We start from the raw sequence: 26230 nt of genomic DNA on the forward strand, positions 1-26230 counted from the left end.
GCATGGTCGCGCTGGTCAAAAGCACCGTGATGGAGGCGCCTATCGAGGCGGTCTGGGAGGTGCTGCGCGATTTCAACGGTCACGATCGTTGGCATCCGGCCGTCGAGACCAGCGCGATCGAACGCGGGCTTCCTTCCGACAAGATCGGCTGCGTCCGCCGTTTCAAGCTGGCCGACGGATCCGAGCTGCGCGAGCAGCTGCTGACGCTTTCGGACGCCGAAACGGCCTTCGCCTATTGCCTGCTCGATACGCCGATCCCGCTTTGCAACTACGTCGCCCATGTCCGCCTGATCCCGGTGACGGACGAGGATCACACCTTCTGGCATTGGTCCTGCCGCTTCGATCCGCCGCCCGAACGGCGCGACGAGCTGGTCAACATGGTCGGCACCAACATCTACGACGCCGGGTTCGCCGCCGTTCGCGCGCATCTGGGGCTGGAGGCGCGTCATGCTTAGCGTTGAGACCTACCCGACCCTGGTCGAGGCGTCGCAGGCGATGACCGACCGGTCCCGGTTCCTTGCCGGGGGCACGCTGGTCATGCGGGCGGTGAATTATGGCGACCAGAGCTTTGACCGGATCGTGCGCGCGCGGCAGGTGGACCGCGACATCCGCGCCGAAAGCGGCGGCCTGCGCATCGAGGCGGGGGCGACGATGGCCGACGTGCTCGCCTCGCGCGATGCCGCCCTGCTGCATGTCGTCGCCGCCCGCATCGGCGGCCCGGCGGTGCGCAACATGGCGACCGTGGGCGGCAACCTCTTCGCACCAAACCCCTATGGCGAGTTCACCACTGCCCTGCTGGCGCTCGATGCGCAGGTTATCGGGGTCAATGGCCAGGCGACGCCCATCGAAAGCTTCCTCTCGGGGCGCGCGCACCATCGCGGACTGATCGCCGCCGTCACCGTTCCGCGCATCACCGAGGGGGACTTCCGGTTTCTCAAGGTCACGCGGATCAAGCCCAAGGGAGTCGCCATCATGACGCTGGCCGCGCATCTGCGCCGGGGCGATACCCGCCTCGCCTTCGGCAACATGGGGCCGACGCCACTGCGCGCGAAATCCGCCGAACGCGCGCTGAACAACGCCACGCTCGATGAACGCGGCATCGCGCAGGCGCTCGAGGTCTGTTGCCAGGATCTCCAGCCCGGCGACGACGCCCTCGCTTCGACGTGGTACCGCCGCGAGGTGGCGCCCGTGCATCTGAAACGCCTGCTTCTGAACGGAGGGCGCCGCTGATGCCCAAGACCCCGCTCACCTTCACCCTGAACGATGGCGAGGTCGCGGTCTTCGTCGACCCCGGCGCGGCGCTGATCGACGTGCTGCGGCGGGGCATCGGCGACCTGACGCCCAAGCAGGGCTGCGCCCAGGGCACCTGTGGCGCCTGCACCGTGCTGATCGACGGCAAGCCACACCTGTCCTGCCTGACGCTGGCCGAAACTGTCGAGGGACGCCGCATCGATACCACCGCCGGGCTGGCGGGCGGGCCGAACCTGCACCCGCTGCAGAAGGCCTTCATGGAAGGCTTTTCCGCGCAATGCGGCTTCTGCACCTCGGGGATGCTGATGGCGTCGAAGGCCCTGCTGGAACGCGTGCCGAACCCCAGCCGCGACGAGGTGATCGAGGCGATCTCGGGCAATCTCTGCCGCTGCACCGGATATGAACCCATCGTGGACGCGATCCTGTCCGCCGCCGCGCAGATGCAGGGGGCCGCAAGATGACCAGCATCGAATTCCGCAAGGATCTCTTCGCCGACGAACGCGACGACACGCTGAAGGAGATCGGCAAGCCGACGATCCGGCAGGACATTCTTGGGCATGTGACCGGGCGCACCGCCTTCTATGACGACCATCTGTTCGACGGTCTGTTGCACATGCGCGCCGTCCGTTCGCCCCACCACCACGCCGAGATCCGGCGCATCGACACCTCGGCGGCGGAAAAGATGCCCGGCGTGCGCCGCGTGGTGACGGCCAAGGACGTGCCGAACAACCTCAACACGCTCTTGTCGCTGATCAATTTCGGGCGCGACGACGAACCGCTCTGCGCGCACGACAAGGTGCGCTACAAGGGCGAGACGGTGGCCTGGGTGATCGCCGACACCGAACGGCAGGCGCGCGATGCCTGCGCGGCGGTGCGGGTGGATTACTCGGTTCTGCCCCATGTTCTGGACGTGGAAGAGGCGCTCAAACCCGACGCACCGGTCGTCAATCACGTCTACCCCAACAACACCTTCGACTACCACGACCGCTACGATCACCAGAAGCTGCGCTTCGGCGACGTGAACGCGGCCTTTGCCCGCGCCGACCATATCGTCGAGGCCGAATACCAGATGTCCCCGATCGAGCAGGCCCCGATCGAGACCTGCGGCGCCATCGCCGCGCCCGAGACGAACGACCGCTACGTCTGCCACACCAACACGCAGGCACTGTTCTTCTCGCTCGGCACCACGGCGAAGCTGCTGAACATCGCCTCCTCCCGCCTCCACTTCATCGGCGGCACTGCCGGGGGCGGCTTCGGCGGCAAGGTCGACTCCATCGTCGAGCCGACCGCCGTGCTGGGCGCGATCCTCACCGGACGCCCGGTCCGCTTCGCCTGGGACCGCGCCGAGGAAATGCAGGTTGGCGCACCGCGCGGGGGCGAGCGCTGGCGCATCAAGGACGGCGTGATGCGCGACGGCCGTATCATAGCGCGCGAGTTCTCGGGGTTCTTCGACAGCGGCGCCTACATGCGTCTGTCTCCTTACGCGATCATCAAGGCCACCGGGCACATCCCCGGCCCCTACACGATCCCCAACGTCGCCTCGAACGTCTATTGCTGCGTGACGAACCGCACCCCCGCGACGGCCATGCGCGGCTTTGGCATCACGGCGGTGGACTTCGCCATCGAATGCCACATGGACCGCGTGGCCGAGGTGGTGGGCATGGACCCGATCGAGCTGCGAATCCTCAACGCCTACCGCGACGGCGACATGAAGGCGCACCGCCGCACCGCCAAGAACACAGCGCTCATCGAATGCTGCCAGGTGGCGGCCGACAAGGCGAACTGGCCGATTTCGCAGGACGCGCGCGCGCAGTCCTCGCTCCGCGGCGGCGGCGGCGAGCGCGCCCAGATCCCCGAGACCGCCACCGACACCGAAGGCCGGATCGGCGAACGGCGCGCCGGTCGCGTCGCAACGACCGCGCCCGCCAAGGGCACAGGTCGCCTGCCGGCCGGCACCCATGGCCAGGCGGTTGTCGGCGTCCCGGTCCAGAATCCCGACATGCAGATCGACGCCGACCGCATCGGCCACCGCATGGGTGCAAAATCCACGCCAGCCCCCGCCCCGGCGCCGCCACCCCGCGCACCCACAGCGCCGACGCCGCCCGCCGTCCATCAGCCGACGCCCCCAGCCGCCTATCAACCGGCCCCGCCGGCGCAGCCAGCCCCGCCGTCCCAACCTGCGCCCCCCGCGGCGACGCCCGAACCCTATGCCCCGGCGCAACCCTTCTCGCGGGGCACCAAACGCCCCGGCACGTCCCCCTTCACATCCGGCTTCCGGAGGCGCTGATGACCATCCACAAGGGCCGCGGCTTTGCCTGCATCAATTACCCCATCGGCATGAATCTGGGCGGCGATCCCTCCCAGGCGCTGGTGCACTCCACGCCGGACGGCAAGTTCATGGTGGCGCTCTCGGCCATCGACCTCGGCCAGGGCATGAAGTCGGTCACCCGACAGATTGCGGCCGAAACCATCGGCGTGCCGGTCGAGGATGTCTACGTCGACACCGCCGACAGCGACACCGGCCCGCACGACATGGGCAGCTTCGCTTCACGCGGCACCCACCGCGTCGGCAACGCCGTGATCCGCGCCGCGGCCGAGGCGCGCAAGCAGATGATGGAGGCGGCGGCGGAAGAGCTTGAGGTCAACGCCGCAGATCTCGACACCGACGGCAAGGGCAACATCCACGTCAAGGGTGCGCCGGGGCGGTCGATCACCGTGGCCGAAACCGCCATTGCCGCCCAGTTCAAGCAGGGCCGCACTCTCGCCGGGCGCGGCATATTCCTGATCCCGCCCTCCGAGGCCGACGCCGACACCGGCGAGCAAACGCCCGTGACCTGCTTTGCCCATGCCGCGCTGGTGGTGGATGTCGAGGTCGATGATGAAACCGGCGATGTCGAGGTAACGGCCATCAACTCCGCATACGAGGTGGGCCGCGCCCTGAACCCCAAGCTGGTGGAACAGCAGCTCATCGGCGGGGCCTGGATGGGCGTCAGCCATGCCTTGTATGAAACGACCGAACCCTACTACCCGGCGCGCGACCACCGGCCCGAGGACTTCAACACCTACCTCATGCCCGGCCCCGGCCAGATCGTGCCGCACCACATCGCCGTGCTGGAACGCCCCGCAGAGGATGCGCCCTTCGGCGGCAAGGGCCCGGGCGAGATGTGCGCGAACCCGGTGCTGCCCGCCGTCGCCAACGCCGTCTACAACGCCGTCGGCGTGCGCTGCGACCGTCTTCCGATCACGCCGGAAAAGGTCCTTCGCGGAATCCGCGCGAACGGCGGCGCCAGGCCGAAGGGCCGCGCCTGATGGTTGTCCGCCCGGTCATTGCCGGCATGAAGGACCCGCCCGCGCTGCAGCGCGCGCTGGTCGATGCGCAATACCTGGCAGATGACGCGCTGGCCACGGCGGCCTATCTCGCACTGGCTCTGGGCAAACCCCTGCTGCTGGAAGGCGCGCCGGGCGTGGGCAAGACCGAGGCGGCGAAAGCCTTGGGCGGCGTGCTGGGGCGGCAGGTGATCCGCCTGCAATGCTTCGAGGGCATCGACGCGGGCGCGGCGCTGTACGAATGGAACTATCCCCGGCAGATGCTGGCGATCCGGCAGGCGGGCGAGGACTACGTGAACCTCTACGCCGAGGATTTCCTTCTGGAGCGCCCGTTGTTGCAGGCGCTCCGCAACCCGAAGGACACGCTCCTTCTGATCGACGAGATCGACCGCGCCGACCATGAATTCGAGGCGTTTCTGCTCGAATTTCTGTCCGACTTCACCATCTCGATCCCTGAAACCGGCACCGTGCGCGCGACGCAGGCCCCGGTCGTTGTCCTCACCTCGAACCGCACCCGCGACCTGCACGAGGCGCTGCGGCGGCGCTGCGTCTATCACTGGATCGACTACCCCGATCCCGCGCTTGAGGCGCGCATCGTGATGACCCGCGCCGGGACCGTCGCGCGGGCGACGGCCGAGTCGGTAGTGGCCTCGGTCGGGCTGCTGCGGGCCGAGCCGCTGGCGAAGCCGCCGGGCGTGGCCGAAACCGTCGAATGGGCCGAGGCGGCGACGCTGCTGAACGCCCAAGGAGCCCGCTGGCCCGAGGCGTTCCGCCGATCCATCGGGGTGGCGATCAAGGATCACGACGACATGGCCTATCTCTCCGACCGCCTGTCGACCATCCTGCCGGGCGAGGCCGCATGACCCCCCGCGCGCTGGCCCCCTTCCTGACTTTCGCGCAGGTGCTGCGCCGGGCAGGCTTTGCCGTCTCGCCCGACCAGACCACCGATTTCATCGCCGCCGTGGGGCTGCTGGGGCCCCGCGACATGACCGACATCCACCGCGCGGGCCGCGCGCTGTTTGCGATCCCGCCCGAACGTCAGGCGGAATACGACGCGCTGTTTCGCGCCGTCTTTCTCGGCCAGGTCATCCAGGCCCCTGTCTCGGGCGAGGACGACGACGAGACGCAGGCCCACGAGCCGGGGCAATCCACCGTCGACCTCGACGCCGCCGACGACCAGACCGAGGTGGGGGCCGAGGCGACCGCCCTCGAACTGCTGTCGCAGCGCGCGCTGGCCCCCGACGACGCCAACGCCGCCCTGCTGCGCCTGCAGCGCGAGGCGCCGCGCGCCCTGCCGCGCCGCCTGTCCTATCGCTATCGCCGCGCCAACCGGGGCCGCCGCTTCGACCTGCGCCGCACCCTGCGCGAGGCGGCGAAACGCGGTGGAGACGTGCGCGACCTCTTCCACGCGCAGCGCAAGACCCGGCAGCGCCGGATCCTTTTGCTGATCGATGTTTCCGGATCCATGAAAGAGCGGACAGAGCCGATGCTTCGCCTCGCCCACGCCGTGGTGCAGGCCGCCGACCGGGCCGAGGTGTTCACGCTCGGCACCCGCCTGACCCGCATCACCGCGCCGCTGCGCCCCTCCGATGCCGCACAGGCGCTCGAACGCGCCGGCGCCGCAATCGCCGACATCGACGGCGGCACGCGGATCGGCGATGCCCTCCAAGCTTTCCTCAACGTGCCCCGCTTTTCGGCCTTCGCGCGGGGTGCCGCGGTTGTGGTGCTGTCGGACGGCCTCGAACGCGGCACGCCCGACGCCATGGTCGACGCCGTAGCGAAACTGAAACGCCGCGCCTGGCGGCTGGACTGGCTGTCGCCCTTGGCCGCCGACCCGGACTATCGACCCGCGACCGAGGGCCTGAAGGCCATCCTCCCCTTCCTCGACCACCTCGGCGACGGGGCCTCCACCGACGCCGTCATCGACCACATCCTGACCATGGCGAGGCGCGCATGATCGACGCACATCACCACATCTGGCGGCAGGCCGACCTGCCCTGGCTCAACGGCCCCGAGCAGCCGCGCATCTTCGGCCCCTACCGCGCCATAATGCGCGACTACAGCCTGGCGGAATTCGCCGCCGATATCGCCGGCACGGGCATCACGAAATCCGTCTACGTGCAGGCCAACTGGCCCACCGCGCGGTTCGAGGACGAAGTCGCCTGGGTGCAGGCCGAGGCCGACGCCCATGGTCTGATCGCGGGGATCGTCGGCTATGCCGATGTCACCGTGGACGACGTCCGCCCCCAGCTCGACCGCCTGCGCCCCTATCCCCTGATGCGCGGGATCCGCCAACAGTTCCACTGGCACGAAAACTCTCTCTACCGCTTTGCCCAGGACCCGGACTTGTGCCGAAACCCGACCGTGCAACGCAACATCGCCCGCCTGTCCGATTACGGCTGGAGCTTCGACCTCCAGGTCTTCCCCTCGCAGATGGCCGGCGCGGCGGAACTGGCGCGGGCCTGCCCCGACACGACCTTCATCCTGCAACACGCGGGCATGAAGGAAGACACCAGCGCCCAGGGCCACAAACAATGGCAGGACGGCATGAGACGCCTTGCCGATCAGCCGAACGTGGTGACGAAGCTCTCCGCCTTCGGCACCTTCATCCACCGCAACGATCCGGCATTCATCGCGGACATGGTCCATGACACCGTGGACATCTTCACCGCCCAGCGCTGCCTCTACGGCTCGAACTTTCCCATCGAGAAGCTCTGGACCAGCTACACCCAGCTCTTCAACGCCTTCCGCGATGCCGCCAGCGGCCTCTCGGATCAGCAACAGCACGCCATCTTCAACGACACCGCAGCCCGCGTCTATCGGCTGTAAAGAAAGGGAGGACCCGACATGGCCCTGCAAATCCACATCCTCGACTATGGCGATATCGAGCTGGAGACCAGCTTTCTCGTCCTCGGCCACGAATGTGGCCGCGTCCGGCGGGTGCCGGTCTACGGCTTCCTGATCACCGGAGGGGAGTATCCGATCGTCGTCGACACCGGCTATCGCGACAACGCGATCATGGAGTCCCTGGGCATGCGCGGCCTCCAGTACCACGACAACATGATCGAGAACCAGCTGGCCAGGCACGGCCTTCGCGTCGGCGACATCCGCTATGTGCTGCACACCCACCTGCACATCGACCACGCCGGGAAAGACGACAAGTTCCCGATGAACACCACCGTCGTCATCAACCGGCGCGAGATGGAGTTCTCGGTCTCGGGGATCATGTTCCCGCAATACCCGAAACCCGACATCAAGCACCTGATCGACCGGATCTACGAACCCGAGGCGATGCGCTTCCTCGACCTCGACATCACCGGGGCCGAGGAGATCATCCCCGGCGTCTGGTGCGAACGCGCCGGGGCACATACCGAAGGGTCGATGAACGTGATCGTCGAGACCGCCGAGGGCCTCGCCTGCATCTGCGGCGACGTGATCTATGACTTCAACGACCAGATCGTGAACCACGTCTATACCAACAACTGGATGGAGCCGCGCGTGACCGGCAACCATTCAGAATCCAAGCGCGCCGAAAAGGGCGCGATCAAGAAGCTGCTGAACAACTACACCTTCCTGCTGCCCATCCACGACCGCCCGGCCAAGATCGAGCGCCAGCGCGTCGTCGGCCGTCTTGGGATGTCGGTGCCCGGCCCGATGACCGAGACGGTGCCCAACCGCCCCTGGTTCCCGGTCTGAGGCCATGTCCCACACCGCCATCTCCGATCGGTTCCACACGCTGATCGACGTGCACGCGCCCGTCCACCAGCTTGGCACCGGGTTTACCTTCACCGAAGGCCCGCTCTGGCATCCGGTGGAACAGACGCTGATCTTCTCCGACATGCCCGCCGACACCCGGCGAAAATACACGCCGGGGAAGGGCGTGAAGGAGATCCAGAAGCCCTCGAACAAGGGCAACGGGATGACCTATGACGCCGACCTCAACCTGCTGGTCTGCGAACATTCCACCAGCTCGGTGGTGCGCATCCGCCCCGACCTCACGCGCGAGGTGCTCTGCACTCACTATCAGGGGCGCGAGTTGAACAGCCCCAACGACATCGTGGTGGGCAATGACGGGTCGATCTACTTCACCGATCCGACCTATGGCCGCAAGGAACATTTCGGCGTGCCCCGCCCGCTGCAAATGGGATTCCAGGGCGTCTATCGCCTGCCCCCCGGGCATCGCCCTGGCGACGAACCCCAGCTGGTGGTGGACCGCTATCTGTTCAGCCAGCCGAATGGCCTCTGCTTCTCGCCCTGCCAGCGGTGGATGTGGGTCAACGATACCGAACAGGCCAATATCCGCATGTTCGACGTCGCCGCCGACGGCAGCCTGACCAATGGCCGGGTCTTCGCGGGCGGCATCAGGGACGACCTGAAACCCGGCCTGCCGGACGGCATGAAGGCCGACAAGGACGGCAATCTCTATGTCACCGCCCCGGGCGGGGTCTGGGTCTATTCGTTTCAGGGAGAACTTCTCGGCAAGATCGACTGCCCCGAAATGGTGGCGAACCTGCACTGGGGCGGCGCGGACTGGAGCACGCTGTACCTCTGCGCCTGCACCTCGCTCTATTCCGTCCAGACGAAGACGCGGGGGCGGGACGAGCCCTTCATGCATCCCCGCACCAGGCAGCCCGCGCCCGCGGCGCCGCCGGTGTCCAGCAACTTGACGGTGCAGGACCGCCTCGATTTCCGCATCGACGGGCGGCGCACCGCGTTGATCCTGCAGGACATGCAGAACGACGTGATCGCCGACGGCGGCGCCTTCGCCGCCTCGGGCGCGCCCGACCACGCTCGTGCCCAGAACGTCGTCGCCAACGCCGCGCGGCTGGCCGAGGCGGCACGCGCGAAGGGCGTGCTCGTGCTGCACGTCTGGTTTCTCTGCGAACCCGGTCACCCCGCGATGGCACAGACCGCCGGTCTTTATAAGGGGCTGGTGGCCGAGAACGCCATGGTCCGCGGCACCTGGGGCGGCGCCCCCGTTGCGGGGCTGGAACCACGGCCCGGCGACCTGATCGTCGAGAAGATGAGCATGTCGGCCTGGGAAACTTCGCGGCTCGAAAGCTACCTGCGCCACGGCGGACGCGACACGATCATCAACTGCGGCTGCTGGACCAACATGAGCGTCGAACACACCGCTCGTACCGGCGCCGACAAGGGGTTTCACATGATCGTGCCCGAGGACGCCTGCTCGACGATGAACGCCGACTGGCACCGCGCCTCGATCGACTACGCCATGCAGAACGTCGCCACCGTCACCCGCACCGACGCCGTGATCGCCGCATTGGGGTGACGGCGGTCAAAATCCACCCTAATACAAGGGCTCTCCCCTCCCCCTGCGAGGGGGAGGGATAGGGAGGGTGTTTCCCCCCAAACTGTAGCCAAAAAATGTCCCGAAAAAGTCACTCTGATTTTCACATTAAAAATCAGACACTTGAAAAGCGTCCTAGCTAGGACACCGGAAAACGCCCCTCAATAGGTGGCCCGTCCGCCCGACAGATCGAAGACCGCCCCGGTCGAAAACCCGTTCTCCCGGCTCACCAGCCAGCAGATCATATGGGCCGCTTCCTCCACCTCCAGGAAGCGCGCCCTAGGGATTTTGGACAGCATATAATCAATATGAGTCTGCGCCATCTGATCAAAGATCGGGGTCCGCGCCGCCGCCGGGGTCACGCAGTTGACCCCGATGTCGAACCCGGCCAGTTCCTTGCCCAGCGATTTGGTAAAGCCGATCACCCCCGCCTTCGAGGCAGAGTAGGCGCAGGCGTTGGGATTCCCCTCTTTCCCGGCAATCGACGCGATATTCAGGATCCGCCCGTAATTGCGCGCCTTCATCCCCGCGATCATCACCTTGTTGACGAAATAGATGCCGGTCAGGTTGATCGCGACGATCCGCTCGAAGGTGGCGTTGTCATAATCCTCCACGGTCGCGTTCGGCCCGGCGATCCCGGCGGAATTCACCACAGCGTCCACCGGACCAAGCTGAGCCTCGGTCTGCTCCAGCGCCCGCTGGACCGAGCTGTAATCGGACACATCGCATGTCACCGCCAGCGTCTGCCCCTCCAGCCCCGCCATCGCGGCCTTGTTGCCCTCGCCGTTCATGTCCCAGCTGGCAACCTTCGCCCCCGAGGCCAGCAGCCGCTTGACCACAGCCAGGCCGATCCCTTGCCCGCCGCCTGTCACCACCGCGGTCTGACCCGCGAAATCGAGATTGTTCATGGCGGCCTCCCTGCCCCTGATTTCCGAGGCCAACCGAACCATCGGCGGCCGACGAAATCAATTGCCGCATGTTGCGCAGCGTCGGCTTTTCCGCCTCAGTCCAGCGTGCGGCGGAACCGGAGAAGTGACACCAGCGCCAAGGCCAGGACAAAGGCCGCCAGCACCAAGAACGACCCCGCCACGGTCTGCATACCAGCCCCTTTCAACATGACGGAGCGGATCAGCCGCAGGAAATGGGTCAGCGGCATCAATTCGCCCAGATACTGGGCCCAGAGCGGCATGCCGCGGAAGGGGATCCCGAAAACCGCCTTCGCCGCGACCAGCACCACTGCCACCTGCACCGCGCCAAACCCGAGGTAGGGCACCACCTTGCCCAGCATGATCTCCAGCGGCGATGCAGGCATCGACAGCAGATTCTCCATGGTGCCCCGTTCAATCTCGCGGGTCAGCGCCATGGCAGTCATCATCACCATCGTCAGCTGCAGGATCACCCCCAGAAGCCCGGGCACAATGTTGTATTGCGTGATGCCCTCGGGGTTGTAACGCCGGTGCACGATGATGTCGGGCGCAGCGACGGGTCCGACCACGGTTGTCCCCGCTTCGCGGTTCAGCGCTGCCGCCGCTACGGTGTTGAGCGTCGAGATCGCGCCAGAGGCCACCGATGGGTCGGTGGCATCGATCCGGTCGCCCCGCGCTACCGCCACGTGCTTGATCTGGGCGACCGCGACCGGGGCCACCAGGGTGAATTCGCCCTCGGCATAGCCTGTCGCTAAGGGGGCCGGTGCCCCTCAGGCGACAAAGAGCGATGCCGCAAAGGGAAGAGTGCAAAATCCAACCATATTGCCTGCCTCTCCGTAATCGCGCAGAGCGCCTGCGTGGAAGGCTATGGACCGGACCTCCGGCTGGCAATGATCTGCATCAGGTCAGCCCGCGCCCTCGAGCCGGAACTGGGACAGCAGGTGGTGGAATTTTTCGCCCTGCACCGCGACATGTTCCCGCAACAGAGTGGCCGCTGTCGTATCGTCACCCGAGGCGATTGCGGTAACGATCGCCTCGTGCTCTTCCATGGACTGCCGCAGCCGCCCCCGCAGATGCAGCTGCATCCGGCGGTAGGGCTTCAGCCGGCGATGCAGACGCGATGCCTCCTGTGCGAGGAAGTGATTGCCGGATTGTTCGTAGATCAGTTGATGAAACGTGCTGTTTTCCTCGTAATAGCCGTCGACATCCCCGGCCTCGAGCGCGCGGCGGCATCCGGCGTTCGCACGGCGCAGCGCGTCGAGCGCCGCTTCGCTGCACCGGCGGGCGGCGAGCCGTCCGCAGAACGATTCGAACTCGGCCATCACCTCGAACATTTCCATGATTTCGACGGCCGTCGTCTGCCGGACGAAGACACCGCGGCGGGGCGCGTGATCGACGAGCCCGGACAGGGCGAGTCGTTGGAACGCCTCGCGAATCGGTGTGCGGGAGACCTGATGCTCCTCCGCCAGCGAGGCTTCGTCCAACCTTGTGCCAGGCGGGAAGCGGCCGGTGAGGATCTGCTCCTCCAGCAGGGCAGCGATCCGGTCCGACCGGCTGCGCGGCTCGGCGGAGAGATGTATCGTCGTATCCGGCACCATCCCTTTTGTATACGAGATGGTTGACAAGATGTGCAATGGGCTGCCTGATGGCCGTATTACAAGTTCCGGAAGGAACACCACGGGAGGAAACCATGAAACATCTGCTGACGGCGAGCGCGCTTGCCATGCTCGTCTGCGGTGCCGCGGGCGCCGAAACGCTGAAACTGTCGCACCAATGGGCCGAGGGAGACGTGCGCCACCAGGTTGCGCAGATGGTCGCCGATGAGGTGAAGGCTGCCAATGTCGATCTGGAGATCCAGATTTACCCGAACCAGACGCTGTTCAAGGCACGCGAGCAATATACGCCGCTCAGCCGCGGGCAGCTCGATATGACGATCTTCCCGCTGTCCTATGCGGGCGGTCAGCAACCGGCCTACAACCTGACCCTGATGCCCGGCCTGGTGAAGAACCATGACCACGCCGCGCGCCTTTCGGCCTCGCCCTTCATGGCGGATATCGAAGAGATCATGGCCGGGGACGACGTCAAGACGCTGGTGCACGGCTACCTTGCCGGCGGATTCGGCTCGAACAAGGGCTGCATCACCAAGCCGGAGGATGTGAAGGGCGTGACGATCCGCGCGGCGGGCAAGTCGTTCGAGGAAATGCTGGCAGGTGCCGGGGCGTCGATCTCGTCCATGGCCTCGTCCGAGATCTATTCGGCCCTGCAGACCGGCGTTCTGGACGCCACCAATACCTCGTCCGAGAGCTTCCTGAGCTATCGCCTTTATGAACAGTTGAAGTGCTATACCCCCGCGGGCGACACTGCCCTGTGGTTCATGTATCAGCCGTTGCTGATCAACAAGACCACCTTCGAGGGACTGAGCGCGGAGCAGCAGAAGGCTCTGACCGATGCCTCGGCCAAGGCGGAAGCCTGGTATCTGGAACAGGCCAAGGCGGGCGATGCGATCACCACCAAGGCATTCCAGGATGCCGGCGTGGAGATCAAGGAGATGACGCAGGCCGATTTCGATGCCTGGCGTGAACTGGCGAAAACCACCTCCTATCCCTCCTTTGTCGCGGGGACTCCGAACGGGCAGGCTCTGCTCGACGCGGCGCTGGCCATCGAATGAGTCACACGCCCGCCGACACTGACCCGGCGGGCGCCTTTCGGCCGCCTGCCGGGGTGCGCCTGATCGGCGCGATCTCGACCGCTTTCGGCATCTGCGCCGCCTTCATGATCCTGGCGGCGGTGCTGGTCACCTGCCACATGATTTTTGTGCGCGCCGTTCTGGGACAATCCACAATCTGGCAGACCGAGGCTGTCATCTATCTGATGATCGGCGCGACCATGCTGGGCCTGCCCTTCGTGCAGCGTTTGCGCGGGCATGTCGGCGTCGATCTGCTGCCTTCGCTGTTGCCGCCGCTGGCGCGCCGCGTTCTGGCGAGTGTGGTCATGTTGGCCACCATTGCCATGACCGGAGCCATGCTGTGGTATGGCTGGGAGATGTTCCACATGTCCTGGGCGCGTGGCTGGAAGTCCGAGTCGGTGTGGGCCTTCCCGCTGTGGATCACCTACCTTTCGGTGCCGCTGGGCTTTGGCCTCTACCTGCTGCAACTGCTCGGCGACCTGTGGCTTGCGGCTTTCGGCGCGCCCGAAGCCCTGCCCGAGCCGCATCCAGAACGGAGCCCCGACTGATGGAGCCGCTGACGATTGGTTTGGCCATCGCCGTCGCAACGGTGATCGTGCTGTTCTCGGGCGTGTCGGTCGCGATCGGGCTGCTGCTGGTCGCCACTGCCTTCCTGTGGATTTTCGACGGCCCGCGCGCGCTGACCGCCCTGCCCGAACTGTTTTATGCCGAACTGAACAGTTTTGCGCTGCTGTCCATCCCGATGTTCATCATCATGGGAGCGGCCATCGCCTCCACTCGCGCGGGGCCGGACCTTTATGAGGCGCTCGAACGCTGGCTCACACGGGTTCCCGGCGGCCTTGTGGTGTCGAACCTCGGCGCCTGCGCGCTGTTTGCCGCCATGTCGGGGTCTTCGCCCGCGACCTGCGCCGCCATCGGAAAAATGGGCATTCCCGAGATGCGCCGGCGCGGCTATCCGGCCGAGGTGGCCGCCGGCTCGATCGCCGCCGGCGGGACACTGGGGATCCTGATCCCGCCCTCGGTCACGATGATCGTCTATGGCATCGCGACTGAAACCTCGATCGGACGCCTTTTCCTGGCCGGCGTTATGCCGGGCATCCTGCTGACGGGATTGTTCATCGCCTGGGCGATTTTCGACACCTGGCGGCGCGGCGCGGCGACGGCGGCCCTGGCCACCGCGCGGTATTCCTGGCGTCAGAAGATCGAAATCCTGCCGCGAGTGATTCCCTTCCTGCTGATCATCGCCGGCGTCCTGGTTGCGCTTTATGGCGGCATCGCGACACCGTCGGAGACAGCCGCCGTGGGCGCGCTTCTGTGCATTCTTGCGGCAGTGGTCATTTATCGGATGTTCAGCGTTGGCGAGCTTTGGCTGGTCCTGCGCGATTCGACGCGGGAGTCGGTGATGATCCTCTTCATCATCGGCGCGGCGGGCGTGTTCAGCTTTATGCTGTCCTCGCTGTTTGTCACCCAGTCCGTGGCTCAGTGGATTGCTGCGCTCGACGTGAACCGCTGGGTGCTGATGGCGGTGATCAACCTGTTCCTGCTGGTCGCCGGCTTCTTCCTGCCGCCGGTCGCGGTGATCCTGATGTCGGCGCCCATCCTGCTGCCGATCATCACCTCGGCCGGATTCGATCCCTACTGGTTCGCGGTGATCCTGACCATCAACATGGAGATCGGGCTGATCACGCCGCCGGTCGGACTGAACCTCTATGTGATCAACGGCATCGCGCCCGACATTTCGCTGCGCCAGATCCTGGTTGGATCGGCGCCCTTCGTGGGTTGCATGATCCTGGCCATCGTGATCCTGTGCCTTTTTCCGGGTCTTGCCACCTGGCTGCCCACCGCTGTCATGGGAACCGCACTGTGAGCCTGCTGTCTGACGTCCTTGCCACGCTTTTCGCCCGTCAGGTGCGCAATGCGCATCCGGCAGGCGGGGATTCCCGAAGTGTCGAGGAGTTGATCGGCGATCTTTTGTCGAACCAGGGCGAGATTTCCGGTCTGACTACGGCCAGCCAGATCCTCGACCGATTTGCCGAGATGGACGACCCGGGGAAAATCGCGTTTTTCACCCATCTGGCGGACAACCTCGGCATCGACGCAGACCAGGTGCGCAGCACTCTGGCCGCCTTCGAGACCGATCAGACGCAGGCGAAGTATGCCGCCTTTCTTGCCTCGGCCGAACCTGGCCGCCAGGAACTGGCCCGCCGGCTGAACCGCGTGCCGGGCGCGACGCCGCAGCTGGTGGCGATGCGGCGCGATCTGCTGCGGCTGATCAAGCGCGACGATCCCCGCGCGCGGATCGACCTCGATTTTCAGCATCTCTTTGCCTCGTGGTTCAATCGGGGCTTTCTGGTACTGCGGCCGGTCAACTGGGAGAGCCCCGCACATGTGCTGGAGAAGATCATCGCCTATGAGGCGGTCCACGCGATCCAGTCCTGGGACGACCTGCGGCGGCGCGTGCAGCCGTCGGACCGGCGCTGTTTCGCCTTCTTCCACCCCGCCATGCCGGGCGAACCGCTGATCTTTGTCGAGGTTGCGCTGACCCAGGGCATTCCCGGGTCGGTGCAGAAACTTCTGGCTGAGGACCGGACGCCCCTGCGGGCCGAAGACGCGGATACGGCGGTTTTCTATTCGATCTCGAACTGCCAGGCCGGGCTTGCCGGCATTTCGTTCGGCAATTCGCTGATCAAGCAGGTGGCCGAGGATCTTGCCGCGGAACTGCCCAACATCAAGACCTTCGTAACCCTTTCACCGATCCCGACCCTGACTCGCTGGATGCGCGAGCAGGGCCTTGCACCAGACGCGATGAGCGCGGATGCGCTGAAGGCCACGGCCGCGCGCTTTTTGATCAGCGCCAAGCGGCCCGACGGGATGCCCTATGATCCGGTCACCCGCTTCCATCTGGGCAATGGAGCCTATGTCCATGCGGTTCAGGTCGGAGCGGATGTCTCGCCAAAGGGGATGGCGGAAAGCGCCGGGGTGATGGTCAATTACCGGTATGACCCCGAGACCTTTGCCGAGAACCATGAGCGCTTTGCCAGCGCCGGCGAAGTGGTGGCCTCGAAGGAGGTTCAGGTGCTGGCGGCGGGCTGAGCCGGAAGTTCACGCGGGACAGGGGCGCGGGGCTGGGGCATAGTTTTGCCAGTCGCATTCCAGGAGCCTGTCCATGAGTTGGATTCCTTCCCCCTCCCCCGATTGCCCCGGCACCTCGGGGGCGATCGAGACGCTGATCATCCCGCGTGCGCGAGACATCGGCGGTTTCGACGTTCGCCGGGCGCTGCCCGCGCCCGAGCGCCAGATGGTCGGGCCGTTCATTTTTTTCGACCAGATGGGCCCGGCCGAATTCCTGACCGACGGCGGCATCGACGTGCGGCCGCATCCGCACATCGGGCTCGGGACCGTCACCTATCTGTATCAGGGCGAGTTCGAACACCGCGACAGCCTGGGCACCCACCAGATGATATATCCGGGCGAGGTAAACTGGATGCTCGCCGGGCGGGGCGTGACCCATTCCGAAAGGACGAGCGCCGAAACAAGAGCGAAGCCGCATCAGAAGCTGTTCGGCATCCAGACCTGGATCGCCCTGCCGGAAGACCGCGAGGACATGGCCCCGGATTTCGAGCATCACAAGGAGGCGGCGCTGCCACGCATTCAGGACACCGGGGTGGATGCCCGGCTGATCCTGGGCACGGCCTATGGCGAGACTAGTCCGGTCACCATGCAGTCGGAAACCTTCTATCTCGACGTGGTGCTGGCCCCCGGCGCCGTGTTCCCGCTGCCCGACAACCACGAGGACCGAGGAATATACGTCACCCAAGGCGCCATCGAGGTGGCCGGAGATACCTTCGAGGCAGGGCGAATGATGGTATTCCGCCCAGGCGATCGCATCACGGTGCGCGCCGGCGTGCAGGGCGCGCGCCTGATGGCACTCGGCGGCGCTACGATGAACGGCCGGCGATATGTCTGGTGGAACTTCGTCGCATCGTCGAAAGAGCGCATCGAGGAGGCCAAGGAGGCATGGATGGCCGCCGATTGGGAAAAGGGGCCGTTCCACCTGCCGCCGGGTGACAGCGAGGAATTCATTCCGATTCCCCCGGGGATGGAGCATTCCCGCCCGAAATAGACCGACCCGCGCTGCGTGGGCTACCCGGTGATCGATCCGTAACTTTCCGGGACGGTGTGATATGCCTCGGGCGGGTCCTCCGCATAGACTCCACGATACCACAGCCGGGTGAGGATGTCGGTCACCTCGTCTTCGGACACGACCAGAGTGCGCAGCTTTTCCGGCGGATCGGCAAAGCTTTGCCGCAGTGCCTCGTCGGCCATCATGATGACATAGCGCAGGCTCAGGAGTGTGCGGCGACGATCGTCTGCGGCCATGTTGGGACGCCGGCGCAAAAGGTCGCGCAACAGGACCTGCGCCCAGCGCTGGTTGATGCGGTCGCGACTGGCCAGGATTTCCGGCCGTTCCCGCGCCAGAAGTTCCACGCCAGCCGCGATACGCGCGTTGCGGGCGTAGAAAGCAACGTAAAGCCTGTTCACCTGCCAGATCGCATTCCACGGGGGAAGACGTCCCATACCGCGCGGGCGCAGAATACGCAGCGTGGCACCAAAGGCGCGACGAACAGCTATGGCGGCATCGCCGCGATTGCGGAAATAGAGATAGAAAGTTCCCCGTGCCAGACCAGCACGGCGCACCACGCCCTCGACCGTCATCGCCTCATAGCCGACCTCCGCCATCTCTGCTGCCGCCGCCGCCAGCAAGGCCAGACGTGTGCGGACACGCTTGGGCCTTCCGGCCGCCGCCTCGACGCGGCGCAAGAGAAGGTCTGGAAGGTAGGGTGCCTCGGACATGATTCCTTATCCGGCAACAGGTCTGAATCCACAAGCGTCTTGGATTTGGTGATTGACACCCGTATTTATGACATTAATGTCATAAATGACACGAAGTTCAATAAACTTGGGGGCGCTTAGAGGTATGGCCGGTGCATTGCTTGAATTCATCGACCTGACAAAGCGTTATGGCTCGGTCACCGCGCTGGACCGATTCAATCTGACAGTCGCTCCGGGTGAGTTCGTCACCTTTCTGGGCCCCTCCGGCTCGGGCAAGACAACGGCCTTGAACCTGCTGGCCGGCTTTGCCTCGGCCACCAACGGAGATGTCAGGATCGCCGGACAGTCGGTGCTCGCCCTGCCGCCCGAGAAGCGAAACGTCGGCATGGTCTTCCAGAGCTATTCCCTGTTTCCTCATCTCAGCGTCTTCGAAAATGTCGCCTTCCCGCTGCGCCTCCGTCGGGTGGCGAAGGCCGAGGTCACGCGCCGGGTGGAAGAGGCCCTGGCGATGGTACAACTCGCCGACTTCGCCGGTCGCATGCCAAACGAGCTTTCGGGCGGGCAGCGCCAACGGGTCGCCTTCGCGCGGGCCGTGGTCTTTGAACCGCCTGTCCTGTTGATGGACGAACCCCTGGCGGCACTTGACCTGAAACTGCGGGAGCAGATGCAATTCGAAATTCGCAGGTATCATCAAGCGCTAGGCTGCACGATCATTTTCGTGACCCACGATCAGGGCGAGGCGCTTACGCTTTCAGACCGCGTCGCTGTGATGCGCGATGGCTACATCGTCCAGACCGGCACGCCGCAAGAAATCTATGACGCGCCGCAGTCTCAGTATGTGGCCGAGTTCATCGGCACCACCAATCTGTTCGATCTGGCCCCCAACGGGTGCGATCTTCCGGAACTGGCCGCCACCCTGCCCGCAGCGGTGCTCGAGGGCAAACTGTCGGTGCGGCCTGAGAAGCTGCGCCCGGTCGCGCCTGACGGCGCCGATGTCACCTTTCGGGCAGTCCTGAGCCAGGTCGTGTTCCAGGGCGACCATACGCTCTACGAAGCCCAGCTGGCCGGCGGGCGCACCGTTACGTTCCGGACCCACAGGGGGCCCGGGGTCGCGGCGCTCTCACGAGGTGCCGAGGTGACGCTCGGGTTCGACCTGGACGATTCCGTGCCCGTTGTGCCGGAGACAGGGAAGACAGCCGGCCAGAATGCATCCGGCGGATAAACAAGGAGGATAAGATGAACTATCTGAAGAAAGGGCTTGTCGCCGCGCTGGCGCTTGCCGTTGCGGGCCCAGTGGCCGCGCAGGACAAGGTGCTGACCATCGCGGGATCGGGCGGTGTGGTCAAGGAAATCGGCGAGAAGATCTTCATTCCGGTCTTCAAGGAAGAAACCGGCTGGGACACCAACTTCGTCGTGGCCGAGGGCAAGACGATGCTGGAGGTCGAGTCGATGCTCAAGGCCGGCAAGATGCTCTACGACGTGATGGAGGTCTCGGCCTCGGACTATCCCGTCGGCGTCGCCAAGGGCCTGCTTGCTCCTATCGACTATGCCAAGCTCGACCCCGAGAACAAGCTGCCGAAGGCCGCGAAGAAGGAATTCGGGGTCGTCTCGGCCACCTACTCCACGGTGCTCGTGCAGAACCTCGGCAAAAACCCCGAAGGCAAGAAGATCGAAAGCTGGGCGGATTTCTGGGACACCGAGACCTTCCCCGGTCCGCGCTCGCTGCGCAAGATGCCGCAATACAACCTCGAGTTCGCGCTGATCGCGGATGGTGTGCCGATGGACCAGGTCTATGAGGTGCTGGCGACCGAGGAGGGCATGGACCGCGCCTTTGCCAAGCTTGACGAGATCAAGGACGACATCGTGGTCTGGTGGGAGTCGGGTGCACAATCCGTGCAGCTTCTTTCGGACGGTGAGGTTTTCTACTCGACCACCTACAACGGCCGTGTGGGCAAACTGCAGGAAAGCGGCATTCCGGTGGAGATCGTCTGGAATGGCGGCGTTCTGCACACCAGCCATGTCGGCATCCCGACCGACGCTCCGAACTATGACGCCGCGCTGGACTATATCCGCATTCGCACGATGCGGCCGGACCTCGAGGCGGCATACATCAAGGAACTGCCCTATCCGAACTTCGCGCCGGGTCTGTTCGACAGCCTTCCCGAGGACCTGGCCAAGACGATGCCGACCTATCCCGCGAATGCCGAGCTGCAGTTTGTCGCCGACGAAGGGTTCTGGGCCGAGCGTCTGGACGCGGTGCGCGAGCGCTTCGACGAGTGGCTGCTGCAATAATTCCCTGCCTCTTCGGCCGGACGCACTACGCGCCCGGCCCCTTCGGACGGAACTGACCCCATGCGCCGCTTCTGGCTCTTTGTGCCTGCCCTGCTCTTGCTGCTTGCCTTCGTGCTCGGGCCGTCGCTGGAGCTCATGCGGGCAAGCATGTTCGACCCGGATTTCACGACCGAGCATTTCGCGCGGCTATTCCAGCGCGGCGTATATCTGGATGTGATGCTGCGAACGCTGAAGGTCTCGCTGATCGTGGCGGCCTGCTGTGCGATCTTCGGGTATCCCATTGCCTTCTTCATCGCGCTACAGCCGAGACGCCGGCAGATGGCGCTGATCTTCCTGATTCTGATCCCCCTATGGATGTCCATTCTGATCCGCACCTATGCCTGGATGGTCGTGCTGGGCCGTGATGGATTGCTGAACAACTTTCTTGCCGCGGTGGGGCTCGCAGAGGAACCCGTGCGTTTTCTCTTCACCCCCGGCGCTGTCTATGTCGCGATGGTGCAGATCCTGCTGCCGGTCTTCGTGATTGCCTGCCAATCGGCCATGACGGAAATCGATCTCAACCTGCTGCGGGCCGCGCGTGTGCTGGGGGCCACCTCGCGACAGGCGCTGGTCCGCGTGTTTCTGCCGCTGAGTTTCGAAGGCGCGCTGACCGGGTTTATCATCTCCTTCATGCTGTCCATGGGCTTTTTCATCACCCCCGGCCTGCTGGGCGGGCGCAAGCAGGCGATGATCGGCAACCTGATCGAGTTCCAGGTCGAACGGCTCAACTGGTCCTTCGCTGCCGCACTTGGTCTTGGGTTGCTGGTTCTGACGCTTATGATGATCGCGGTATTGCGCGGCGCTGGGCGAATGATCTTCCGTCGCCTGCTGTCGGGAGGTGTCTGATGGAAAGCCTTCGCCCCTCCCGTCTGCTGACCGCCTATTTCTGGCTTTGCGCCGCCTTCCTGCTGTTCCCGGTCGTGATCGTCATCCCGATCGCCTTCGGACAGTCCGAGTTTCTGCGGTTTCCGCCCGAGGATCCTGGGCTGCGCTGGTTCCGCGAGTATTTCAACAATCCTGTCTGGGTCTCGGCCACACTCGTGTCCCTGAGGGTGGCATTGGCCGCCGCCAGCATCGCGACCATCGCCGGTCTGCTTGCCGCCCTGGGCATCGACCGCAGTTCCGAGCGGCTCCGCGGACCGATGACCCTGGCGGCGACGCTGCCCATCCTGATCCCGCACATCTTCGTGGCGCTCGGCGTGTTCATCTCGGCGATCCGGCTCGGGCTGACCGACAGCGAGATTGCATTGTCCTTTGCCCATGCCGCCGTGGCCCAGCCGTTCGTTGTGTTGATGACCGGCGCTGCGCTGCGCCAGATCGATCCGACCTTCGAGCGGGCGGCCCGGGTCCTGGGCGCCGGACCGTTCCGCGCCTTCATGGCGGCGACCTTCCCGAGCCTGCTGCCCGCAGTCGTCGCGGCCTGGATCTTCGCCTTTTTTGTCAGCTTTGACGAACTGATCATTGCGCAATTCCTGATGAAAGGGTCCGAGACCCTGCCGATGCGCATCTGGGCCGATCTGCGGCTCGACATTTCGCCGACGGTCGCCGCCGTCTCGGCAATCCTGATCGTGGTCACCGCCGTCGCACTGGGCGGGGCCGAACTTCTCCGCCGCCGGGCTTCCCGGCGGCTTGGCAACTGACACGGAGGGACCGCATGGGGATCCGCTATGAAAAGGATGGCGCCATCGCGACCATCACCATCGACAACGGCAAGGTGAACGCCTTCACACCGGAAATGCACCGGGAAATGTATGACGTGATGAAGGACTTCGTCGCGGATCGTTCGGTGCATGTGGGCATCCTGACCGGAGCGGGAGAGCGCGCCTTCTGCGGCGGCGACGACATCAAGAATCCGAACGGTGTCCAGAGCCATGCCGACGCGCTGACAGCGCATTTCTATCCCTCGACCGACGCTGATGATCACCTGCGCCCCGGCTGGGAGCGGGACATCCGCCAGATCGAGCGGTACAAGCCCATCGTCGGCGCGATCAACGGCCCGGCGGCGGGCATGGGATTTATCTACATGATGAACCTGACCGATATCCGGATCGGCACCCCCCGGTCCTTCCTGTCGCTGCCCGAGATCGCCTATGGCATGGCTGGCGCCGGCGGTTCGACCCAGCTCGCGCGCCACGTCCCGCCGACTGTCGCGATGTGGATGCTTCTGACCGGCGAACGCCTGCCTGCCGAAGACGCCCTGAAATACGCGCTCTACAACGAGATCGTCGAACCCGAGGCGCTGATGGCACGGGCGCGCGAGATCGCAGAACTGATCGCGCGCCACCCGCCGCTGTCGGTGCGGGTCGAGATGGAAGTGACCAAAAAGGCGATGGAACTGCCCCGCGCCGAGGCGGTGAATCTGTCGGGCCATCTCTATCGCCTGCAGCGCGCCACCTTCGCAGCGCGGGGCGAACATGGGGGCACCCCTCTGGCCAATCCGGAGCGCGCCGAATGACCAGCCCTGGCGTTGCCGAGATGGCCCGGATGCGGGCCGAGGCCGAAGCGGCAGAATACCCCGAGTCGATTGGCGACTTTGTCGACCGCGCGGCGTCGCTCCATGGCGAGCGGGTGCTGGCACGCTATCTCGACGGAGGGCTCGAGTTGAGCTACCGCCAGTTCGCAGAGGCGACCAAGCGGCTGGCGTCGTCCTTCCTGAACTATGGCATCCGCAAGGGCACGCATGTGGCGGTGATGCTGCCGAATGTTCCCGCCTTCGCGCTGACCTGGGTGGCGCTGGGACGGATTGGCGCGGTCATGGTGCCCGTCAACACAGGCTATACGCAGGAGGAGCTGACCTTCGTCCTGGGCGATTCGGATGCGCAGTTCGTGGTGATCGACGCCGCCTTTCTCGAGACGTTGGACCGGATGGAGCAGGTGCCCCCCTTGCTCAGGGACCGCCCGGCCGCCTTGATCGTTCACGGCGGCTCTCGCGAGGGTGCGGGCGATTTCCTGGCGATGCTAGACCACGGCGCGCCAGATTTCGTGGCACCATCGCCGGTCGGCCGCAACGACTTGCTGAACCTCCAATATACCTCAGGCACAACAGGGTTCCCGAAGGGATGCATGCTGCCGCACGACTATTGGATTCTGATCGGATCGAATGCCGCGCGCTGGCGAGGCGCAACCGGAGATGTGAAGAATGTTCTGATCTGGGCACCATTCTTCTATATGGACCCCCAGTGGCAATTCCTGATGGCAATGGCGCTGGGCGGCACCGCGAAGATCGCGCCGCGCATGAGCCTTTCGAAATTTTACGGCTATCTCAAAGACGAGGAGATCCACTATTGCATCTTCCCCGAGCCGGGGCTGGAAGCCTGGACCGAGGGGCCGATGGATCGGGACGTGCACCTCAAATACGTCTCGATTTTCGGATGGCGCGCAGAGGCGCGGGAAGAGGTCCAGCGGCGGTTCGGTCTTCTGGCGCGTGAAAGTTTCGGCATGACGGAGATCGGCGGCGGGACGCTGGTGCCCTCTTCGGATAAGGAAAGAGCCCTGCAGGTGACTACGGGTCTTCCGGCGGCGTTCCGCGAATGCATGATCGCCGACGAGGACGGCAACGAACTCCCGCGCGGTACCGTTGGCGAACTTTGCGTGGCTGGCCGGGGCATCCTGTGGGGCTATTACAAGCGTCCCGAGGCCAATGCCGCCTCCTTCCGGGGCAAGTGGTTTCGCACCGGCGACCTCTTCGTACAGGATGAAGAAGGGTATCTGCGCATCGTCGGACGGATCAAGGACATGATCCGGCGTTCGGGCGAGAACATCGCCGCACAGGAGGTCGAGGCCGCCCTGCGGGCGATGGACGGCGTCTGGGAGGTCGCGGCAGTGGGCGTGCCCGATCCACGGCGCGGGCAGGAAGTGAAGGCCTACATCCTGCCGGAAGAGGGTGTGCGTCCAGAAGACATTCCGCCCGAGGCAATTCTCGCGCATTGCGAGTCCCGGCTGGCCAAGTTCAAGCAGCCGCGGTTTATCGAATATGTGAGCGAATTCCCCCGGACGCCGTCCAACAAGATCCGCAAACCGGACCTTGTAGCCGCCAAACCTGATCTTCGCGCAGGGAGCTGGGACCGCGAAAGCGGCACGTGGCTGCCGGGCTGAAAAGGCGACGACAACCCGATCAGATGGAGCGGGAGCCTCCCGAGGCTCCCGCAATTTTTTTTGTTTCATTCGCTGGAATTGCGCAATTGGCGAATTCGCCGAGCTGTCGTTCGGTTTCCTTTGCCCTTTCAGCGGGATTGACGCCCTCGGGTTGAACCACGCGTTCAGCGGGACAGGGAGGATCGCAATGCGCAGCAACGGCACGAACTCTACAATGATCTTGCATACCGATTAATCCCCTTTGCCGGGCACGACCGCCGCACGGAAGGGGAAGCCACCACGCGCTTTATGGTAGCGCTCGCAAGAAAACATTGCTCCATGCGGCAGGATCGCCCATGAATATGTTAACGGGAGGACAGAATCCGCAAAATGCGCATATGCATCGCCTTGGAGGGCGGAGCAAAATTGACCGACCGTGACTCGGAAATCTAGGGAGGAGAACCGATGAACAGACGCAAAACCCTGAAGACGCTGGGCCTGGCCCTTGCGGCGACCGGAGCCCTTGGACTGGCTGCACCCGTCATGGCGGCGGATTACCCCGACCGGCCGATTACCTTCATTGTGCCATGGGGCGCAGGCGGCGGCACCGATGCCGTCGGACGGATGATCGCCTCGCTGCTGGAGAAGGATCTGGGCCAGCCCGTCAACGTTGTGAACCGCACCGGCGGTTCGGGCGTGGTGGGACACAGCGCCATCGCAACGGCAACGCCGGACGGATACACCATCGGGATTCCCACGGTCGAGATCGCGATGATGCACTGGGCGGGTCTGACCGATCTCACCTATGAAAACTTCACCGTCCTGGCGCAAGTCAACCTCGATCCGGGCGGTGTGATGGTGAGGGCGGATTCGCCCTATAAGACAGCCGCCGAACTGCTGGAAGCGATCAAGACCGGCGAGCCGTCGACCTTCAAGGGCTCGGGCACTGGCCAGGGCGGAATTTGGCATCTCGGCGCGGCCGGCTGGCTGCTGTCCGAGGGCGTCGATCCCAACAAGTCGCCCTGGGTTCCGTCGCAAGGCGCGGCCCCGGCCCTGCAGGATATGGTGGCCGGCGGCGTCGATTACGTCACCTCCTCGCTGCCGGAAGGGCGCGCGCTGATCGAAGCGGGCGAGGTGCGTCCGCTGGCCACGATGGGCGCCGAACGGCTCGGTATCTTCCCGGACGTTCCGACCCTGAAGGAAGCCACCGGATCCGACTGGACCGTGGGTGCCTGGCGGATGATCGCCGGCCCGGCCGGACTGCCGGACGAGGTGACCGCCAAGCTGATCCCGGCCTTGGAAAAGGCCTATAACTCGGACGAGTTCAAAGAGTTCATGACCGGGCGCGGCCTCGGCATGGTCTGGCGCCCGGGCCCCGAGGCTGCCGCTTACATGCAGAAGGCGGACGAGGATTTCGGCAAGGTCATGAAGGCCGCCGGTCTCACCGCCAACTGACGCACGAACGCCCCGGAAAGGAAACTTTCCGGGGCGTTT

26 protein-coding genes are annotated in these 26230 nt (G+C 65.0%); 22 read left to right on the forward strand and 4 right to left on the reverse strand.

Annotated elements, in window-relative coordinates:
* Positions 1-2 precede the first annotated feature (2 nt).
* The 10 genes from ACFO5X_RS01515 to ACFO5X_RS01560 are packed head-to-tail and all read left to right on the forward strand — an operon-like array spanning position 3 to position 9868.
* The gene (locus tag ACFO5X_RS01515; protein WP_380715219.1) at positions 3-455 is read left to right on the forward strand and encodes an SRPBCC family protein; all 453 of its coding nucleotides are present in this window, start codon (positions 3-5) and stop codon (positions 453-455) included.
* A complete protein-coding gene (locus ACFO5X_RS01520) occupies positions 448-1230 on the forward strand; it encodes an FAD binding domain-containing protein (protein WP_380715221.1) in 783 nt (260 codons plus the stop codon). Before ACFO5X_RS01515 ends, ACFO5X_RS01520 begins: the two co-directional genes overlap by 8 nt.
* Positions 1230-1712, forward strand: coding sequence for a (2Fe-2S)-binding protein (locus ACFO5X_RS01525; RefSeq protein WP_380715222.1), 483 nt, complete (start codon positions 1230-1232; stop codon positions 1710-1712). The genes ACFO5X_RS01520 and ACFO5X_RS01525 overlap by 1 nt, the downstream gene beginning before the upstream one ends.
* Entirely contained in the window at positions 1709-3538 is a 1830-nt protein-coding gene (locus tag ACFO5X_RS01530; protein ID WP_380715224.1) for a xanthine dehydrogenase family protein molybdopterin-binding subunit, read from the forward strand. The genes ACFO5X_RS01525 and ACFO5X_RS01530 overlap by 4 nt, the downstream gene beginning before the upstream one ends.
* Positions 3538-4560, forward strand: coding sequence for a xanthine dehydrogenase family protein molybdopterin-binding subunit (locus tag ACFO5X_RS01535; protein ID WP_380715225.1), 1023 nt, complete (start codon positions 3538-3540; stop codon positions 4558-4560). The genes ACFO5X_RS01530 and ACFO5X_RS01535 overlap by 1 nt, the downstream gene beginning before the upstream one ends.
* A complete protein-coding gene (locus tag ACFO5X_RS01540) occupies positions 4560-5441 on the forward strand; it encodes an AAA family ATPase (protein ID WP_380715226.1) in 882 nt (293 codons plus the stop codon). The genes ACFO5X_RS01535 and ACFO5X_RS01540 overlap by 1 nt, the downstream gene beginning before the upstream one ends.
* Positions 5438-6535 carry a vWA domain-containing protein gene (locus tag ACFO5X_RS01545; RefSeq protein WP_380715228.1) on the forward strand — a complete coding sequence of 366 codons (1098 nt, stop codon included), beginning with the start codon at positions 5438-5440 and terminating at the stop codon, positions 6533-6535. The genes ACFO5X_RS01540 and ACFO5X_RS01545 overlap by 4 nt, the downstream gene beginning before the upstream one ends.
* Complete coding sequence (locus ACFO5X_RS01550; protein ID WP_380715230.1) at positions 6532-7407, forward strand: amidohydrolase family protein; 876 nt, start codon at positions 6532-6534, stop codon at positions 7405-7407. The genes ACFO5X_RS01545 and ACFO5X_RS01550 overlap by 4 nt, the downstream gene beginning before the upstream one ends.
* 18 nt (positions 7408-7425) lie before the next feature.
* On the forward strand, positions 7426-8274 hold the full coding sequence (locus ACFO5X_RS01555; RefSeq protein ID WP_380715231.1) for an N-acyl homoserine lactonase family protein: 849 nt from the start codon (positions 7426-7428) through the stop codon (positions 8272-8274).
* 4 nt (positions 8275-8278) lie between these two features.
* Complete coding sequence (locus tag ACFO5X_RS01560; RefSeq protein WP_380715233.1) at positions 8279-9868, forward strand: isochorismatase family protein; 1590 nt, start codon at positions 8279-8281, stop codon at positions 9866-9868.
* Between the two features lie 179 nt (positions 9869-10047).
* Here ACFO5X_RS01560 and ACFO5X_RS01565 read toward each other — a convergent pair whose 3' ends face one another.
* The 3 genes from ACFO5X_RS01565 to ACFO5X_RS01575 form a co-directional block, all read right to left on the reverse strand.
* The gene (locus ACFO5X_RS01565; RefSeq protein ID WP_380715235.1) at positions 10048-10794 is read right to left on the reverse strand and encodes an SDR family NAD(P)-dependent oxidoreductase; all 747 of its coding nucleotides are present in this window, start codon (positions 10792-10794) and stop codon (positions 10048-10050) included.
* A 95-nt stretch (positions 10795-10889) separates the two neighbouring features.
* A complete protein-coding gene (locus ACFO5X_RS01570) occupies positions 10890-11531 on the reverse strand; it encodes an ABC transporter permease (RefSeq protein WP_380715237.1) in 642 nt (213 codons plus the stop codon).
* A gap of 186 nt (positions 11532-11717) precedes the next feature.
* On the reverse strand, positions 11718-12410 hold the full coding sequence (locus ACFO5X_RS01575) for a GntR family transcriptional regulator (protein WP_380715239.1): 693 nt from the start codon (positions 12408-12410) through the stop codon (positions 11718-11720).
* Positions 12411-12502: 92 nt separating this feature from the next.
* On the opposite strand from ACFO5X_RS01575, the gene dctP reads away from it, so the two are divergent.
* The 5 genes from dctP to ACFO5X_RS01600 all read left to right on the forward strand — a co-directional run bounded on the left by dctP (position 12503) and on the right by ACFO5X_RS01600 (position 17621).
* Positions 12503-13480 (forward strand): TRAP transporter substrate-binding protein DctP, encoded by a 978-nt coding sequence (dctP, locus tag ACFO5X_RS01580; RefSeq protein ID WP_380715241.1) that lies wholly within the window; start codon positions 12503-12505, stop codon positions 13478-13480.
* Positions 13477-14046, forward strand: coding sequence for a TRAP transporter small permease (locus tag ACFO5X_RS01585; protein ID WP_380715243.1), 570 nt, complete (start codon positions 13477-13479; stop codon positions 14044-14046). The genes dctP and ACFO5X_RS01585 overlap by 4 nt, the downstream gene beginning before the upstream one ends.
* Positions 14046-15365, forward strand: a complete 1320-nt coding sequence (locus ACFO5X_RS01590) for a TRAP transporter large permease (RefSeq protein WP_380715244.1) — start codon at positions 14046-14048, stop codon at positions 15363-15365. The genes ACFO5X_RS01585 and ACFO5X_RS01590 overlap by 1 nt, the downstream gene beginning before the upstream one ends.
* Positions 15362-16591: a malonyl-CoA decarboxylase gene (locus ACFO5X_RS01595; protein ID WP_380715245.1), complete on the forward strand. Its 1230-nt coding sequence runs from the start codon at positions 15362-15364 to the stop codon at positions 16589-16591. The genes ACFO5X_RS01590 and ACFO5X_RS01595 overlap by 4 nt, the downstream gene beginning before the upstream one ends.
* Before the next feature lie 73 nt (positions 16592-16664).
* Positions 16665-17621 carry a pirin family protein gene (locus ACFO5X_RS01600; protein WP_380715247.1) on the forward strand — a complete coding sequence of 319 codons (957 nt, stop codon included), beginning with the start codon at positions 16665-16667 and terminating at the stop codon, positions 17619-17621.
* A gap of 20 nt (positions 17622-17641) precedes the next feature.
* Here ACFO5X_RS01600 and ACFO5X_RS01605 read toward each other — a convergent pair whose 3' ends face one another.
* On the reverse strand, positions 17642-18352 hold the full coding sequence (locus ACFO5X_RS01605) for a TetR/AcrR family transcriptional regulator (RefSeq protein ID WP_380715249.1): 711 nt from the start codon (positions 18350-18352) through the stop codon (positions 17642-17644).
* A 124-nt stretch (positions 18353-18476) separates the two neighbouring features.
* Between ACFO5X_RS01605 and ACFO5X_RS01610 the strand changes: the two genes are divergently transcribed.
* From ACFO5X_RS01610 to ACFO5X_RS01640, 7 genes are all read left to right on the forward strand, one after another.
* Positions 18477-19553 (forward strand): ABC transporter ATP-binding protein, encoded by a 1077-nt coding sequence (locus tag ACFO5X_RS01610; protein ID WP_380715251.1) that lies wholly within the window; start codon positions 18477-18479, stop codon positions 19551-19553.
* A 14-nt stretch (positions 19554-19567) separates the two neighbouring features.
* Positions 19568-20623: an ABC transporter substrate-binding protein gene (locus tag ACFO5X_RS01615; RefSeq protein WP_380715253.1), complete on the forward strand. Its 1056-nt coding sequence runs from the start codon at positions 19568-19570 to the stop codon at positions 20621-20623.
* 60 nt (positions 20624-20683) lie between these two features.
* Positions 20684-21508: an ABC transporter permease gene (locus ACFO5X_RS01620; protein ID WP_380715255.1), complete on the forward strand. Its 825-nt coding sequence runs from the start codon at positions 20684-20686 to the stop codon at positions 21506-21508.
* Positions 21508-22302 (forward strand): ABC transporter permease, encoded by a 795-nt coding sequence (locus ACFO5X_RS01625; protein WP_380715257.1) that lies wholly within the window; start codon positions 21508-21510, stop codon positions 22300-22302. Before ACFO5X_RS01620 ends, ACFO5X_RS01625 begins: the two co-directional genes overlap by 1 nt.
* Positions 22303-22316: 14 nt before the next feature.
* Positions 22317-23117 (forward strand): enoyl-CoA hydratase/isomerase family protein, encoded by an 801-nt coding sequence (locus ACFO5X_RS01630; protein ID WP_380715259.1) that lies wholly within the window; start codon positions 22317-22319, stop codon positions 23115-23117.
* Positions 23114-24757, forward strand: a complete 1644-nt coding sequence (locus ACFO5X_RS01635) for a class I adenylate-forming enzyme family protein (protein ID WP_380715261.1) — start codon at positions 23114-23116, stop codon at positions 24755-24757. The genes ACFO5X_RS01630 and ACFO5X_RS01635 overlap by 4 nt, the downstream gene beginning before the upstream one ends.
* A 444-nt stretch (positions 24758-25201) precedes the next feature.
* Positions 25202-26191, forward strand: a complete 990-nt coding sequence (locus ACFO5X_RS01640; protein WP_380715263.1) for a tripartite tricarboxylate transporter substrate binding protein — start codon at positions 25202-25204, stop codon at positions 26189-26191.
* The last annotated feature ends 39 nt before the right edge of the window (positions 26192-26230 follow it).

The sequence above is a fragment of the Seohaeicola nanhaiensis genome (genome assembly GCF_042654245.1).
Classification (GTDB): Bacteria; Pseudomonadota; Alphaproteobacteria; order Rhodobacterales; family Rhodobacteraceae; genus Seohaeicola_A; species Seohaeicola_A nanhaiensis.

Bases quoted from the DNA above. Each gene is read 5' to 3' on its own strand.
- ACFO5X_RS01610 (WP_380715251.1), top strand. From the start codon at position 18,477: ATGGCCGGTGCATTGCTTGAATTCATCGACCTGACAAAGCGTTATGGC.
- ACFO5X_RS01575 (WP_380715239.1), bottom strand. From the start codon at position 12,410: ATGGTGCCGGATACGACGATACATCTCTCCGCCGAGCCGCGCAGCCGG.
- ACFO5X_RS01530 (WP_380715224.1), top strand. From the start codon at position 1,709: ATGACCAGCATCGAATTCCGCAAGGATCTCTTCGCCGACGAACGCGAC.
- ACFO5X_RS01550 (WP_380715230.1), top strand. From the start codon at position 6,532: ATGATCGACGCACATCACCACATCTGGCGGCAGGCCGACCTGCCCTGG.
- ACFO5X_RS01520 (WP_380715221.1), top strand. From the start codon at position 448: ATGCTTAGCGTTGAGACCTACCCGACCCTGGTCGAGGCGTCGCAGGCG.
- ACFO5X_RS01640 (WP_380715263.1), top strand. From the start codon at position 25,202: ATGAACAGACGCAAAACCCTGAAGACGCTGGGCCTGGCCCTTGCGGCG.
- dctP (WP_380715241.1), top strand. From the start codon at position 12,503: ATGAAACATCTGCTGACGGCGAGCGCGCTTGCCATGCTCGTCTGCGGT.
- ACFO5X_RS01615 (WP_380715253.1), top strand. From the start codon at position 19,568: ATGAACTATCTGAAGAAAGGGCTTGTCGCCGCGCTGGCGCTTGCCGTT.
- ACFO5X_RS01545 (WP_380715228.1), top strand. From the start codon at position 5,438: ATGACCCCCCGCGCGCTGGCCCCCTTCCTGACTTTCGCGCAGGTGCTG.
- ACFO5X_RS01590 (WP_380715244.1), top strand. From the start codon at position 14,046: ATGGAGCCGCTGACGATTGGTTTGGCCATCGCCGTCGCAACGGTGATC.
- ACFO5X_RS01630 (WP_380715259.1), top strand. From the start codon at position 22,317: ATGGGGATCCGCTATGAAAAGGATGGCGCCATCGCGACCATCACCATC.
- ACFO5X_RS01585 (WP_380715243.1), top strand. From the start codon at position 13,477: ATGAGTCACACGCCCGCCGACACTGACCCGGCGGGCGCCTTTCGGCCG.
- ACFO5X_RS01525 (WP_380715222.1), top strand. From the start codon at position 1,230: ATGCCCAAGACCCCGCTCACCTTCACCCTGAACGATGGCGAGGTCGCG.
- ACFO5X_RS01565 (WP_380715235.1), bottom strand. From the start codon at position 10,794: ATGAACAATCTCGATTTCGCGGGTCAGACCGCGGTGGTGACAGGCGGC.
- ACFO5X_RS01635 (WP_380715261.1), top strand. From the start codon at position 23,114: ATGACCAGCCCTGGCGTTGCCGAGATGGCCCGGATGCGGGCCGAGGCC.
- ACFO5X_RS01535 (WP_380715225.1), top strand. From the start codon at position 3,538: ATGACCATCCACAAGGGCCGCGGCTTTGCCTGCATCAATTACCCCATC.
- ACFO5X_RS01625 (WP_380715257.1), top strand. From the start codon at position 21,508: ATGGAAAGCCTTCGCCCCTCCCGTCTGCTGACCGCCTATTTCTGGCTT.
- ACFO5X_RS01605 (WP_380715249.1), bottom strand. From the start codon at position 18,352: ATGTCCGAGGCACCCTACCTTCCAGACCTTCTCTTGCGCCGCGTCGAG.
- ACFO5X_RS01620 (WP_380715255.1), top strand. From the start codon at position 20,684: ATGCGCCGCTTCTGGCTCTTTGTGCCTGCCCTGCTCTTGCTGCTTGCC.
- ACFO5X_RS01555 (WP_380715231.1), top strand. From the start codon at position 7,426: ATGGCCCTGCAAATCCACATCCTCGACTATGGCGATATCGAGCTGGAG.
- ACFO5X_RS01600 (WP_380715247.1), top strand. From the start codon at position 16,665: ATGAGTTGGATTCCTTCCCCCTCCCCCGATTGCCCCGGCACCTCGGGG.
- ACFO5X_RS01540 (WP_380715226.1), top strand. From the start codon at position 4,560: ATGGTTGTCCGCCCGGTCATTGCCGGCATGAAGGACCCGCCCGCGCTG.
- ACFO5X_RS01515 (WP_380715219.1), top strand. From the start codon at position 3: ATGGTCGCGCTGGTCAAAAGCACCGTGATGGAGGCGCCTATCGAGGCG.
- ACFO5X_RS01560 (WP_380715233.1), top strand. From the start codon at position 8,279: ATGTCCCACACCGCCATCTCCGATCGGTTCCACACGCTGATCGACGTG.